The sequence below is a fragment of the Planctomycetota bacterium genome (genome assembly GCA_035384565.1).
Taxonomy (GTDB): domain Bacteria; phylum Planctomycetota; class PUPC01; order DSUN01; family DSUN01; genus DAOOIT01.
On record DAOOIT010000049.1, the window covers coordinates 1 to 13,913 of the forward strand.

The 13,913-nt window shown below is 69.5% G+C and carries 8 protein-coding genes; 4 read left to right on the forward strand and 4 right to left on the reverse strand.

Annotated elements, in window-relative coordinates:
• Positions 1–50: 50 nt before the first annotated feature.
• Genes PLE19_16830 through PLE19_16845 form a run of 4 tightly spaced genes read right to left on the reverse strand, consistent with a single transcriptional unit; the run spans position 51 to position 5,968 of the window.
• Positions 51–440 (reverse strand): secondary thiamine-phosphate synthase enzyme YjbQ, encoded by a 390-nt coding sequence (locus PLE19_16830; GenBank protein HPD16621.1) that lies wholly within the window; start codon positions 438–440, stop codon positions 51–53.
• Between the two features lie 14 nt (positions 441–454).
• Complete coding sequence (locus PLE19_16835; GenBank protein HPD16622.1) at positions 455–742, reverse strand: hypothetical protein; 288 nt, start codon at positions 740–742, stop codon at positions 455–457.
• Positions 739–3,807 (reverse strand): GDSL-type esterase/lipase family protein, encoded by a 3,069-nt coding sequence (locus PLE19_16840; protein ID HPD16623.1) that lies wholly within the window; start codon positions 3,805–3,807, stop codon positions 739–741. Before PLE19_16840 ends, PLE19_16835 begins: the two co-directional genes overlap by 4 nt.
• Position 3,808: 1 nt before the next feature.
• Positions 3,809–5,968, reverse strand: a complete 2,160-nt coding sequence (locus PLE19_16845) for a glycosyltransferase (GenBank protein HPD16624.1) — start codon at positions 5,966–5,968, stop codon at positions 3,809–3,811.
• Positions 5,969–6,278: 310 nt separating this feature from the next.
• On the opposite strand from PLE19_16845, the gene PLE19_16850 reads away from it, so the two are divergent.
• From PLE19_16850 to PLE19_16865, 4 genes are all read left to right on the forward strand, one after another.
• Positions 6,279–7,961 carry a hypothetical protein gene (locus tag PLE19_16850; GenBank protein HPD16625.1) on the forward strand — a complete coding sequence of 561 codons (1,683 nt, stop codon included), beginning with the start codon at positions 6,279–6,281 and terminating at the stop codon, positions 7,959–7,961.
• A gap of 208 nt (positions 7,962–8,169) precedes the next feature.
• On the forward strand, positions 8,170–9,570 hold the full coding sequence (gene rsmB / locus PLE19_16855; GenBank protein HPD16626.1) for a 16S rRNA (cytosine(967)-C(5))-methyltransferase RsmB: 1,401 nt from the start codon (positions 8,170–8,172) through the stop codon (positions 9,568–9,570).
• 38 nt (positions 9,571–9,608) lie between these two features.
• A complete protein-coding gene (locus tag PLE19_16860; GenBank protein ID HPD16627.1) occupies positions 9,609–11,195 on the forward strand; it encodes a tetratricopeptide repeat protein in 1,587 nt (528 codons plus the stop codon).
• A gap of 320 nt (positions 11,196–11,515) precedes the next feature.
• Positions 11,516–13,819 (forward strand): HEAT repeat domain-containing protein, encoded by a 2,304-nt coding sequence (locus PLE19_16865; GenBank protein HPD16628.1) that lies wholly within the window; start codon positions 11,516–11,518, stop codon positions 13,817–13,819.
• The last annotated feature ends 94 nt before the right edge of the window (positions 13,820–13,913 follow it).

The following is a 13,913-nucleotide window of genomic DNA, read 5'->3' on the forward strand; positions in this document are numbered from 1 at the left end:
CGGCCAGAATCGCGGGCGTCGCAGTCCCACGCGGATTCTTGGACAGGCTCCTAGGTGGTGACGACGAGGCAGCGGCGGTGGCGGGGGCCGTCGAACTCGCACAGGTAGATGGCCTGCCAGGTGCCGAGCGAGAGGCGGCCGGCGGCAATGGGCGCCGTGACCGAGGAGCCCATGAGGCTGGCCTTCACGTGGGCGTCGGAGTTGCCCTCGGAGTGGCGGTAGTCGCCCGCGCGGGGCACCAGGCGGTCGAGGGTGGTCAGGATGTCGCGCGCCACGTCGGGGTCGGCGTTCTCGTTGATGGTGATGCCCGCCGTCGTGTGCGGCACGAAGACGTGGCAGAGGCCCTCGGTGACGCCCGCTGCTCGGATGGCCCGGTTGACCTCGGCCGTGATGTCTACCATCTCGGTTCGGCTTTGAGTGGGCACCATGAACTCGTGCATGGGACGCTCCTGGGTCAGTAGATCTCGACGTCGCGCAGCAGCGACACGCTGATGACTTCGGCGATCCGCACGGTGGCCGCCCGGCGGTTGGTGCGGATGCCGAGCTTGTGGGCCTCCATGATGTAGTGGTCCTTGGTCGAGGAGCCGTCCGAGGTGTCGTGGACGTCCACGTTCTCGAGATGGAGGTACTCGGGGGCGACCTGGGTGAGGGTGCCAAGGATGATGTAGGATGAGCGCGTGTCGAGGACGACCTGCTGGCCGAGAAAGGCATCGAGAGGGCCGGGGGAAGGGGGCTGGGTCATGGCTTGATCTGCCCTGCGATGGCCTCGGCGATGCGGCGGTGGGCCGCCTGGTTGGGGGTATCGAGGTAGAGGCCCTCCGCCGAGGGTGCGGCGTAGCAGGCCTCGAGCCAGTCGGCGCCCTCGGGCGCGAGGAGCGCGTGGAGGTCGAGGAACCCCGCGTGATGCTGGCGCGCCACCCGCGCGGCGGCCTCGGTGTACAGGCGGGAGAGGCGGACGTTGCGGGGGCAGGGGGGCGGGGAGACGATGAGGATCTTGATGGGCCTGCCCGTGGCCCGCACGGCGTCAATCATCAGGTCGAAGGAGCGGGCGAAGTCGCGCTCGCCGACGGCTTGCTGGACGTCGGCCAGGCCCGGGCTGAGGACGATGACGTCGGGCAGCGGCCGCAGGGCCTCGAGGGTGCGTGCGAGGAGGATGATGTCGGGGAGGGTCGGCAGGAGGCCTGTGGTGCGCTGGACGAACTGGAAGGCGCGTCCGCTGGCGGCGAGCGACTGGTCGAGGAGAGTGACATAGTCGTCGAGCTTCTGGCCGGGCTGCGGCGGGCCTGCCATGCGGTCGCCCAACAGCAGCACGCGGCGGCGGCTGGCGAGGTGGCGGTCGCGGAACCAGCGGGCGAAGACCCATTCGAGGTGGCGATCGGCGTCCTCGATCTCGGAGGCGAGCATGACGCGGCGGCCCAGGTAGTCGTGCAGGCTGCCGAGGCCTCGCTGGAGGAGGTTCAGGTCGGTCTCCGCCACGACCTTCCAGTTGCGCAGCGAGCCGTCGAAGAGTTCGGCCGGGGGTGGCGGCGGCGGGCCCTCGGGCGCGGGCGGGGGCGCGGGGGCCGGCGGGATGCGACTCAGGGCGACGCGGCGCACGGCGACCTGGGCGCTGAGGGCCGCGTGGAGGCCGAAGGGGGTGAGCGCGTCGAAGGCCAGGGGGAGCGCGTTGTCGGCCTTGGCGCGCGGCACGTCCACCACCGCTTTGCCGTCCAGCCAGGCCTCCACCTTGGCGTCGGTCACGCGCAGGCGAATCTCGTGCCAGCGGCCCGGGGTGAAGCGGACATCCCAGGCCCGTGGGCGCAGCGTGCAGTGTGCGCTGCCGACGGGGAACGTGATCTGGCAGAGGTTGTGGCCTGCGAGACACTGGGCGTCGAGCGAGACCACGTAGTTGAGGGTGGGGAATTCGCCGGTCCAGGCGACGCCTGTGTAGGGGCCGCCGGGCCCCAGGATGATCTGGCCGTCCTTGACGGCGACGGTTCCCGGGGTGCCGAGGGTGGTGAACGGCACGATGCGCGCGGCGGTCTCGAGCACGGTCTGGTTGCCGAGGCGCACGTCGAGGTCGAGCAGGGCCGTCTTGTCGGGCAGCTCCTTCATGTCGACCGGCAGGATGCAGAAGTTCTCGTCCTTGCCGTCAATGCGGAGGTCCTGGCTCACGATGATCTGGCGCCCGTCGCGGTTCTCGAGGCGGCCGGTGGCCCGGACGATGACAGGGCTGAAGCCCGTGTTGCGCAGGCGGACGGCGATGCTGGTGCGCTCGTCGTAGTAAACGATGTTCGAGAAGCTCACGATGTCGAGGGACAGGTTCAGCTTCTCGGTGGGGCGCGGGTCGCAGTAGACGGTCTGCTGGTACTGCCCTGCGGGCTTGCCGCCTACGCTGGCCTGGAGGGTCACGGGGAAGCCCGCGACCGTGGGGCCGGCCGGCACCTCGAAGAGGCAGCCGGGGGACCCCTCGTGAGACTGGGTGCCGTTGCCGAAGTCCCACGAGTAGGCCGCGGCGGCCTCGGGGCCGAGCCGGCTCAGATTGGTGAACTGGACGAACTGGTACCGCTTGCCGTTCTCGGCGGTGACCGATAGGGGGGAGAGCTCGTAGGTGAAGAAGACCTGGGAGGTCAGCGACTGGGCCTCGGCCGCCACGATCTCGGCGGCGATGCGGTTGACGAAGAAGCTGGGGGGCACGAGTTCGAAGACCGTGTCAATCGGGCGTTGCCAGCCGAGGCGCGTGTTCTGCTTGCCGGTCTCGGCCGCAATCATGAGCAGATGGTGGTAGCCCTGCGACAGTTCGATCTTGCCGCGGTGCTCGAAGTTGCCGGCGACCTGGTAGTAGAAGCTGGGCCGTTGGGCGGTGAACTTGCCGTCGAGGAAGAGGTAGGCCGGGGCGGCGCTGTCTACCGAGAAGCGCCAGTAGCCGGCGATGTCGCAGTAGACGAAGCTCTCGTAGACGCTGAGGTGGTAGGCCCCCTCGTATTCGAGGGGGTTGGCCCGGTTGTCAATCTGGGTGAGGCTGGCCGAGCCCACGAAGGCCGGGCTGTTGCGCAGGGCGGCGCGAATCTGCTCGACCGGCACTTTGCGGTAGGTGCCGCGGGCCTCCTCGAGCGCGTTGAGCAGGTTGCCGTCGGTCACGCGCCAGCCGTAGAGGTTCACGGTGGCGGCCTTGGGCGTCCAGCGCGGCGCCTCGCCCTCCGGCTTGGGGTTCCCGTAGTAGATGAAGTAGTCGGCCGAGGTCAGCACGTCCGACTCGACGGGAATCCCCTGCGCGATGTTCGGTGTGGTCTTGTCCACGACGCGGGCGACGCAGGTCTTCTCGGCGACGGAGTCCACCTCGAGGGTGGCGATGCGGCCGGAGCCGGCCAACGCGTAGAAGCGGGTTCCCGGGGTGACGGCCTTGTCGGCCCCGATGTTCAGGGGGACGGTCTTCGTGGCGTCCTGGATGGCGGTGGCGAGCTGGCCGGTGATCGTGCGGCGGGCCGGGAAGGTGACGGTGAGCAGCCCGCGCCCGTCGGGCCCCTCGGCGACGCAGGGGAGCAGGTTGCCGCCGGCGTCGAGCACGCGGACCTCCTGCTGCGCGCTGCCCTGGAGCTTCGCGAGGCAGGGGATCCTGGCTTCGGCGGCCACGAGGTCGTCGCCGGCGTTCGGGGGTCTGTAGCGGAAGCCCAGGGGCTCGCAGGGTGCCAGGCGGACACGGACCTGGGTGCGATGGGACCACGCCGGGTTCCACCACCCGTCCGGGGCGCCGGCGTGGGCGGGCGGGGCGAGGACCCCGGCGAGGGCGATCAGGGCGGCGATTGGCCAGTGAGCGGCAACGCGCATCTTAGTCCTTCGCTGTGGCCGACGTGTCGAGTCCGTGATGGGTCTTCTCCCACTTGAAGGGGTTGGAGAACAGTTGGAGGAACCCCTTCCAGGCTCCGAGGCTGATGAGCACCCAGTAGACGGGCGAGAGCATCGCATGGGGGATGAGGCGGTAGAGCCTGCGGCGGACGCACGCCCAGACGTGCATGAAGATGAACACGAAGTTGGCCAGGAACAGGGTGACGGTGATCACGAAGAAGCACTGGGACCAGGTGTTCCAGAACGGGTTGCCGCGGGGGTCGGCGAACCACATCTGCCACACCCAGGGGCCGTCCCAGTTCAGCCAGCGGTCCCAGGGCCAGTCGCCGGGCTGGAAGCTGGCCTGGAACGCCCGGGCGGCCGACCAGGACCAGCCCTGGAGGGCCAGGTCGTGGACCCAGCAGGCGCCGTAGAAAAGCATGAGGAGCCAGAAGATGGGGTTGAGGACGAGCATGAGCGACAGGCCGCCCACCGAGGTGAGGAAGCCGAGCATTCCGGTGAAGCCCAGGCGCCACATGGCCCGGAGGGGATTGCGCATGTGGACGAGGTGCGTCTGGATGTAGCCCTTGACCCAGCGCGAGCGCTGCCGCACCCAGTTCCAGAGCTTCGAGTTCGCCTCCTCCCAGGTGGTCGAGTCGAGCACCTGGGTGCGGTAGCCCATCTTGTGGAGACGGATGCCGAGGTCGCAGTCCTCGGCCACATTGAACGGGTCCCAGCCGCCGATGGCCCGGAGCACGTCGGTGCGGAAGTGGTTGGAGGTGCCGCCGAGCGGGATGGGCGAACCGAGCCTGTGGATGCCGGGCAGGAAGAGGTCGAACCAGGTGCTGTACTCGATGGTGAACCACTTCGTCAGCAGGTTCTGGTCCACGTTGTAGTAGTTGAGCTTGGCCTGGAGGCACACGGTCTGGGCCTTGCGGAAGAGGAGGCGGCCGAGCAGGCCGCGCGGCGCGTTGGCCTTGCGGAAGGCGACGATGGCTTTCTTGAGCTGGTCGCGCTCGGGGCGATCCTCGGCGTCGTAGATGACGAGGTACTCGCCCCTGGCGCGCTCGAGGCCGTGATTGCAGGCTTTGGGCTTCGTCTTGGGCATCGCGTCCGGGACCACCACCAGCTCATAGGTCGCCGGCAGCCGCGCGTGGCGGCAGACCTCCAGCGTGGCCTTGTCGTCGGCCTCCAGCAGCAGCTTCACGTCCAGCTTGTCCTGCGGGTAGTCCAGCCGGCGGATGTACCGGATGATCTTCCCCGCGACCTCGGTCTCCTTGTACAGCGGCACCAGGATCGTGTAGATGGGCAGCTCGTCGTCCTTGAGCGCCGCGATCTCGTCGTCGGTGACCTTGACCTCGGCTGGGCTGATGAGGGCCAGGATCACGGCCAGGAGCTTGTAGGCGATCACGATCAGGTAGAAGCTGCAAAAGACGTGGAAGACATGGAGGAAGCGCAGCACGTGCCAGTTGAAAAGGTAGAGCGCGCCCAACAGCAGGGCAAGGTACCAGAGCTTCTGGTGCAAGGCCACCACGCGGTTGGCCGCCTCGTTCGGGTGCCGCGCGACGAAGTTGCGCACCGTGTGGTCCGGGTGGGCGAGGCCGAAAGCCTTGTCCCACCGCGCCCGGCGGAACTCCAGGAACGGCAAGAGAAGCAACCGCACGGGCAGGAGCAGGACCTGGAGGGGCAGGTTCCACCACCGGCAGGGCAGGAAGAAGTGCGGCCGCGGCCCCGAAGGCGCCCCCTCGACGGGCGCGAAGGAGACGCGCACGATGGAGGCGCCGCCGTCGGGGGCGACCTCGATGACCGAGGACCCCGTGCTCGTGCCGGCCCCGGCGAGGAGGCGGACCGGGGTGTCCTCGGAGCCTGTGGAGAAGCGCAGCACCGTGCGGCCCGCGCGAATCGTGTCGTCGTGATGGAGGGGCACGATCCCGTGCACGCGCTCGTCGTTGACGTAGGTGCCGTTGGCGCTCTGGAGGTCCTCGAGCAGATACTCGGCGCCGTCGTGGTGCACCGAGAAGTGCGCGCGAGAGGCCTGCTCGTCGAGGAGGATCAGATGCACGTCGCTGCCACGGCCCACGACGACGCGGGAATCGCGGGGCAGGACGAAGGGCGACTCCGGCTCGATCTTGGCGCCCGAGATGAGGAACAGCTTGGCAGGCATCGAGCCCCCTTGTCGCATCCTCCCGTGATGGCGCATCCGGCGCGCGCGACCGCGGGATTATACTGTCGCCTGCGCGGCGAGTCAAGGAAGGTGTTGGCCTCCGGCTCCGGCGGGGGCCGAAGTGCGGGAAGCACGGCGAAATCGGCGTCACAAAGCCCATTCCGAATGACCCTCGAGGCGGGACCAAGGCGGCCGCGGGCCGCGAGGGGAGTGTGTAACGGCTACGTAACTAGGGCGCAAAACCCTTGCGCCCGGCCACCGCCGCGGTATAATCCCGGTGGGAGCGGCGGAATGCCGCAGGAGGCCGCAGATGACACCAGCGAGAGCGGCGGCGTGGGCGACGGTGGCCGGCCTGCTGATGATGTGCCCCGCTTGTGCGACGAGCGGCGAGGCGGTTCCCGCCCCCAAGCCCGACGCGCCGCGCGCCGAGCCCCGGCTCTCGCCCGAGGAGCAGGCCGCACGCGACCTTCTCGATCGCTACAAGGCCGAGGCCAAGGTCCGGCAGGAGGAACGCCAGCAACTGGCCGCCCAGCATCTCAAGACCGGCAAGGCCCACCTCGAGATGGGCGCCTGGAAACTCGCCTACGAGCACTTCCAGAAGGCCGTTGCACTCGACCCCTCCAGCGAGGACGCACAGCAGAATCTCAAGCGAGCCGCCGGGCTCCTCGGCCTCCAGCAAGGCGGCGCCGGCCTGATCGAGGACTACATTGGCCAGGAGAAAGTGCGGGTGGCCGCGCGGCGCGCGGAGCTGGAGACTCTCTTCGCCCGCGCCCAGGCCGCCTACGAGAAGGGGCAATTCGTCGAGGCCCTGGAGCTCTTCGTGCGGGTGAAGGCCCGCGCCCAGTACCTGGCGCCCCACCTGGACACGGCCCAGACCCTGGGCCAGGCCGAGACGATGATCGAGAAGTGCAAGGCGGGGATGGACGCCGAGCGGCGCAAGGCCCAGCAGGACCTCGAGCGGCGCGCCCGGGAAGAGGCCGAGAAGCATCGAGGCAACGGCCAGAGCCTCCTGCGGGAGCGCCAGCGGGCGCTCCTCGACCAGGCCCAGATGCTCTTCGCCGAGCGGCGCTTCGAGCAGGCCCGGAAGGTCTGCGACGAAGTGCTCCGCGGCGAGCCCGGCCACGCGCAGGCCAGCGCCCTGCGCGACCAGGCGGCCGATGCCGCCCGCACCGAGGCCCTCGCACACGCGCTGAGCTCGCGCGACGCCGAGACCCGCCGCTGCCTGGACGAACTGACGGCCTGCCTGACGGTGCAGAACGAAATCCTCTCGATCTCGCGCGAGCGGCTCGAGGAACTGCGCCGGCGCAAGGGCGAGCCGATGTTCGACGCCCACCTGAAGGCGCCCGAGCCCTGGGAGGGCCGCCTCCGCGAGGCGCTCGAACGGCGAGTGACCTTCGACTTCGTGGAGACGCCTCTGCCCGACGTCGTCTCGTTCCTGGCCAACGTGGCCGACGTGAACATGGTCCTCGACAGCGAGGCCGCCAAGGGCGGCGTGCCGCCGATCAGCCTCCGGGTCGAAAACATGACCCTGGGCGCCGCGCTGAACTGGATCTGCAAGCTGGTCGGCTTCCGATTCAGCCTGAAGGATGAGGCCGTCTTCCTCTCCAAGCCAGAGCGAATCCCCTCGGCCACCGTCACGCGCATCTACGACATCACCGACCTGACGATGGAGATCAAGAACTTCAAAGGCCGCCAGCGCGCCCTTGCCACCGACAGCGGCATCGGACCCGCCGGGCAGGGCGGCAACCTCCGCGACTTCTTCGGCGACGACGAGGCGGAGCACGAGAAGCCCATGTCGGGCAGCCAGATGATCGAGTTCCTCCGCCAGATCGTCGGCCCCGACGGCTGGGGCACGGAGGACGGCATGGACCGCGTGCGCCAGGTGGTCGGCCTGCCGGCCGACGAGCGTCCCGGCAAGGGCCAGGAGCTGCTCGACCTGGTGAGCATTGTCGTGGGCGGGAGGACGTTCCTGGGCGTGAAGAGCCGCGAGTAGCGCCGCCCCGGCCTCCTGCCCGGGCAGCGACGGGTGTAAGTGCAAGCAGCGTGAAGCACTTAGGTCGGCCAAAAATGCGCTTGCACTGACGTGACGAAGTGATATAATCCGTGGGCGCGGCAGTCGCGATACAGGGAAGCCTGGCCGCGTGAAAGCCGCGCCGCCCTTCGACAGTCTCCGGGCGGCCCGAGATCGTCGAAGGTCACCGATGAAGCGTTACTTCTTCGGCAGCAGCCCCCGGGCGGTTGCCACGTTCGTCTGCTACGTTGTGAACGGGAGCGACCAGCGCGCCAGGGAACTGCTCGAGCACGAACTCGAGCGGAGCCAGTTCGACCGACGCGACCGCGACCTGGCCACCGAACTGGTCTACGGCGCGGTGCGACGGCGCGGGACGCTGGATCACCTGCTGGCTCGCGTGAGCAGCATCCCGCTCAGGAAGATACAGCCGCGGGTGCTCGAGATCCTGCGGATCGGCGCCTATCAGTTGCTGTTCCTTGACAAGGTGCCTGCCTCGGCTGCGGTGAACGAGGCGGTGACGATCGCGAGGCGGGTCGCCACGCCGAAAGGCGCGGGGTTCGTGAACGCCTGCCTGCGCACCCTGGCCCGAGCCATTGTGGCCAAGCGCGGCGAACAGGGCAGCGACCCGCGCTGCGCGGTGCCCGTGGGCGAGGGCGCGTGGTGCGTGCTGGACAGACCCCTCCTTCCGTCGCCCACGGCGTCTCCGGCGAAGTACCTCGCGGCCGCCTACTCGCATCCCGAGTGGCTGGTGCAGCGATGGCTCGCCCGTCTCGGCGAGGCGAAGACCCGCGAACTGTGCGACCACGACAACACCCACGCAGGGGTGGTCCTGCGGGTGAATCGCCTGCGGACGACGCGCGACGACCTGGTGGCAGAGGTGATTCGCTCGGGGCGCTGGGCGCGGCCCATCGGCACCGAGCACGTGCTCGTGGACCAGGGCGGGGCTCTGGACGAGTTGGCCGCGCTCCGCGACGGGCTGTGCACGGTGCAGGGCGTGGCGGCGTCGGCCGCGGCGCCCCTGCTCGACCCGCAACCCGGCGAGCGGGTGCTCGACGTGTGCTCGGCGCCCGGCTCCAAGGCCTGCCAGATCGCCGAGCTGGCGAAGGGGCAGGCGGAGGTCGTGGCGCTCGACCTGTCGCCCAAGCGGCTGAAGCAGGTGGCCGAAAACGTCAAACGCCTCGGGGCGCGCACCGTGTGGCCCGTGGCGGGTGACGGGGCCTCGTGCGCGGCGCTCTTCCGCGCGGAGTTTGACGCCGTGCTGGTGGATGCGCCGTGCTCGAACACAGGGGTGCTCTCGCGCCGGGTGGAGAGCCGCTGGCGGATCACGCCCGAGCGGATCCGCGAGCTGGCGCAGCTCCAGCGGCGTCTGCTCGGCTCGGCTGCCAGCGTCGCCAGACCCGGAGGGCGGCTCGTGTACAGCACGTGCAGCCTGGAGCCGGAGGAGAACGAACTGGTCGTCGAGAGCCTCTGCGCCGAGCAGGCAGACTGGAAAGTTGTGAGCTCAAGATGTATACTGCCGTCGGAGACGAACGACGACGGCGGGTACGTGGCGCTCCTGCAACGTGCGGGGCGCGGTTCCACTGGGGGCTGAAGGCTACCACCACGGTGGGAGGCGAAAGGGGTCGAACCATGCGAGGACGGTTGCAGTTGGGGCTGCTCTGCGGGCTCTTGGTGGCGGCGCTGGCCGGGGCGCTCTGGGCTGCGGAGGCGCCGAAGGCCGAGGGCGAAGCCGCGAAGCCGGCCCTCAGCCCCGAGGAGCAGGCGGCCCAGGACCTCATCAAGCGCTTCCAAGTTGAGCGCAAGGTCCAGGAGGATCAGAAGAGCTTCATGGCCGCGCAGCGCGTCGCCCTGGGTCAGGCGCACCTGAACAACGGCGCCTACGAGGACGCGCGCCGTCAGTTCGAGGAAGCCCTCAAGCTGGACGAGACGAATAAGGACGCCCAGGAGGGCCTGCGCAAGGCCCAGAGCCTGCTGGGCGTGATCAAGCCGAAGTTCGGCGACCTGGCCGGCGACTACGCGCGGCAGCGCGCCATCGCCCTGGAGGTCCAGCGCACCGAGCTCCAGAACATGTTCGAGGCGGCGAAGGAGCGGTTCGACAAGGGCGAGTTCATTGACGCCATCGAGGGCTTCACCCGCGCGGCCGCCAGGGGCCGCTACCTGTCGCCCAACATCGAGGTCGGCAAGATCGTCGAAGACTCCGAGGCGTACATCCAGAAGGCCATGGTCGGCATCGAAAAGAAGCGCGCCGAGACCGAGGAAGCCCGCCGCAAGGAGGCCGACCGCGAGGCCCGCGAGCTGGTGGCCCAGCGCGAACGGCTGCTCGACGAGCGCACCCGCGCCCTCTATCGCCAGGCCACCACCCTGCTCGACGAGCGCAGGTACAGCGAAGTCCAGAAAATCTGTGAGGAAATCCTCCGCAAGGATCCGTCGAACGGCGCCGCCCAGACGCTGCTCGAGACCGCCAAGACCGCGGGCCGGCAGGCCGAAATTGACCGCGCGGTGAAGGAGCGCCGCCAGGAGACCGATCGGCACTGGCAGGAGACCGAGGCCTACTGCGTGCCCTACACGCTCGTGCGGCCCTACATTCCGCGCGAGAAGTTCGAGGAAGTGCGCGCCCGCAAGGCCGAGACCTCGATTGGCCAGGAGATCGTGGAGCAGGAGTGGGAGCGCCGCATCAAGGAGGCCCTCAATAAGAAGGTGACCTTCGACTTCGTGGAGACCCCGCTCCAGGACGTGGTGAACTTCCTCAGCAGCCTGGTGGACGTGACGATCGTGCTCGACACGGCGGCCGTGAAGGACGCGCCGAACGTGACCCTGCGCGTGAACGAGATGCGGCTCCAGTCGGCCCTGAACTGGATCCTCAAGCTCGTGGCCCTCAAGTACACGCTCAAGGACGAAGCCGTCTTCATCTCCAAGGCCGAGGCCATCATGGAGAAGGCCGTCCTCCGCATGTACGATGTCACCGATCTCACCATTGACATCAAGAACTTCCAGGGCCGGCAGCAGGCCCTCGCCAGCGACAGCGGCTATGCCTCCACCGGCAGCAGCTTCGGGGGCGGCGGCGGCGGCGAAATGGCCCAGGAGTTCTTCGGCGGCGACGAGGAGAACAAAGAAGAAGAGAAACTCACAGGCGAGAGCCTCGTGGAGTTCATCAAGAAGACCATCGCCCCCGGCACGTGGTCCGACGACGTGGTCGGTGGCGGCAAGGAGTTCTAGGGAAGAGGAGCGACACAAGCCGACGAGCCCGGCCGCGTGCCCCTGGCCCGTTGGCCGGGCTTGTTCATGTTCGGCGCGGGGTACTGCTTCGGCCACGAATCTGTCTGCCTTCTCCTGCGTAGCGCCCAGCGTCTCGCTTGTCCAAAACCACCGCGAGCCGGACGCCTGCGGCTACGTCAGAAGCCTTGACCGACGCAGCGTGGCTCTTGACACAGCGGACTGATGCACGGCCGGGGCAGTCAGCGTGCGCGTCTCGCCGCTTCGCCCGGGCTCGCCGAGCCGGCGCGGCTTGGGCGTCTGGCGACACAAGGCGGCCCAGAATGCCGAACCTGCCATTTCGACCGCCGCCGGGAGTGCACCCCACGTTGCGCGAGCGCCGTGTGGCGCAACGCGCGCAGCGCGAGGAGCCGGCGGAGCGCGCCGCCGGTGGGCTCCGGCGCGTGCCGTGGTTTCTGCTCTCCTGCCTGATCCACGCCTGCCTCCTGGTGCTCACCGCGCTGATCTTCGGCAGCCGCCCGGTGCCCGTGGCCGAGGTCTCGGGCCACGTGTTCGAGGTGGGCCTGCTCGCCGAGCGGCCGAGCCCGGCCGAGGTGCCCAAGCCCCGCGAACCGGAGCGGCCGCCCATCAAGGTGGAGGAGCCCCCGCCCCCGCCCTCGAAGGCGGAGCCAGAGGAGCAACCCCCGCCCGTTGCGCCTCCGCCGGCGGCGCCCGAGCCGGCCCGCCGCGACGAGCCCGCGGCCGCCCAGGCCACCCCCGTGCTCGAAGTGGCCGGCGGTCCAGCCCCCGCGCGCGATGTCTTCGCATCCAGAGGCCCCAGCGCGCGGGAGACCGCGGTCAGGCAATGGGGAGGGAGTGCCGCCTCGGAGCGCGCAGTGGACGCGGCGCTCGAATGGCTCCGCGTCCATCAGGAGCCCGATGGCAGGTGGAACGACGGCGACCCGCAGCTCAAGCTGGCCCCTGGGCTGTCGGGGCTGGCCGTGTTGGCGTTCCTGGGCAAGGGGCACACCCACACCGACGAGGGGCGATACCGCGACACGGTGGCCCACGGCCTTCGCTATCTGCTCAGCATACAGACCCCCGAGGGGCGCTTCGGCGAACCCTACCTGGTGGGCGCCGAGAAGAACAACAGGTACCTCATGTACCACCAGGGCATCGCCACCATGGCCCTGGCTGAGGCCTATGCGATGACGCGCGACCCCGCGCTACGCGAGCCCGTGCGGCGCGCCGTCGCGTTCATCCAGCGGGCGCAGCAGGACGCAGGAGGGTGGGACTACGGCGACGCGCCCACGGGCCGCAACGACACGTCGGTGACCGGCTGGCAGGTCATGGCCCTCAAGTCGGCCCACGCCGCGGGTATCGAGGTGGGGTGGGAGACGCTGTTCGGCATCATGCGCCACCTCCACCTCAACACCAGCGCCGCCGGCGAGGTGATCTACGCGAACCGCGAGCCCGGCCCGTGGCGGCGGGGGCCGGGCATGGTGGCCGTCGGCCTCTTCTCGTACCTCGCGCTGGGCTGGCCGCGGGACTGCGCCCTCGCACAGCAGCAGGCCGACCTCCTCTTGGCCAACTTGCCCGACTGGGCCGACATGAACCGAAACGACCCCCGCGACCCCGCGGATTGCCTCCACACGATGTACTACTGGTACTATGGCACGCTCGCCCTCTTCCAGATGGGCGGGCACTGGTGGACCCGATGGAACGCGCACCTGCGCGACCTGCTCATCGCCCGGCAGTGCTCCGACGGCGACAGGAAAGGAAGCTGGGACCCTCCCGACCGAGGCTTCGATGCCGCCGGAGGCCGAGTTTACACGACCGCGCTCAACGCGCTCACCCTGGAGGTCTACTATCGCTATCTCCCGTTCTACCGCGAAGGGGCCCTCGACGCCCTGGACGTGCTGGAGAAGGCGACGCGAGTGCGCAGCTCCGACGCCACCCGCCGCCGGGCGCTCCTGCTGCTCGGCTCGTTCAACACCCCGAGAGCCCAGGACCTGCTGGTGGGCGCGCTCGACGACCCCGACCCCGCCACCCGGGCGACGGCCCAACGCGTCCTGGTCGATCAGAAATGCGAACGCGTGGTGCCCGACCTGCTGCGCCAACTGGAGAGCGTGAGCGCCCTGGCCAGGATGCAGGCCGTATCGAGCCTCACGCGGTTCGGCGACAAGCGGTTTGTCCCCCACCTGATCAAGGCCCTGCGCGACCCGGAGAGAGTCGTGCGGGACCGCGCGATCCAGGGCCTGCGGAAGCTGACCGGCGAGGGCTTCGGGTTCCTCGCCGACGCCTCGGCGCAGAACCGCGAAGAGGCGGTGCAACTCTGGGAGCGTTGGTGGCGTGGCGAAGTGGCGCAACCGCCGCCCGGCGGCATCCGCGGCCGCGTGCTGGTGGTGGACGAGCAGGCCCCGAACGTGGTGGTGCTGGACGTGGGCGGCGACGCCGCGGTGCACCGGGGACAGCGCTTCGAGGTGCGGCGCGATGGCAAGGTGATCGCGGTGCTACAGGCCGAGAAGGTCGAGCCCACCCTCACCATGGCCCGCGTCCTCGAGCGACGCGGCGAGCCGCTGCGCGAGGGGGACGCCATCCAGTCGGTTGCCGAATCCCCTGTGGCGGGTGCCGGCGGCGACCAGTGAGCGCCCCAGGCCCCGGGAATAAGCCGGCCCCTGCTACTTGCCTGGTCTCCGTGGGGGAGGAGCACGAAGACCGTGGGGCGGCGAAGTCACAGGG

Coding starts and splice junctions, on each gene's coding strand:
- PLE19_16830 (HPD16621.1), bottom strand. CDS start 440: ATGCACGAGTTCATGGTGCCCACTCAAAGCCGAACCGAGATGGTAGAC.
- PLE19_16835 (HPD16622.1), bottom strand. CDS start 742: ATGACCCAGCCCCCTTCCCCCGGCCCTCTCGATGCCTTTCTCGGCCAG.
- PLE19_16840 (HPD16623.1), bottom strand. CDS start 3,807: ATGCGCGTTGCCGCTCACTGGCCAATCGCCGCCCTGATCGCCCTCGCC.
- PLE19_16845 (HPD16624.1), bottom strand. CDS start 5,968: ATGCCTGCCAAGCTGTTCCTCATCTCGGGCGCCAAGATCGAGCCGGAG.
- PLE19_16850 (HPD16625.1), top strand. CDS start 6,279: ATGACACCAGCGAGAGCGGCGGCGTGGGCGACGGTGGCCGGCCTGCTG.
- rsmB (HPD16626.1), top strand. CDS start 8,170: ATGAAGCGTTACTTCTTCGGCAGCAGCCCCCGGGCGGTTGCCACGTTC.
- PLE19_16860 (HPD16627.1), top strand. CDS start 9,609: ATGCGAGGACGGTTGCAGTTGGGGCTGCTCTGCGGGCTCTTGGTGGCG.
- PLE19_16865 (HPD16628.1), top strand. CDS start 11,516: ATGCCGAACCTGCCATTTCGACCGCCGCCGGGAGTGCACCCCACGTTG.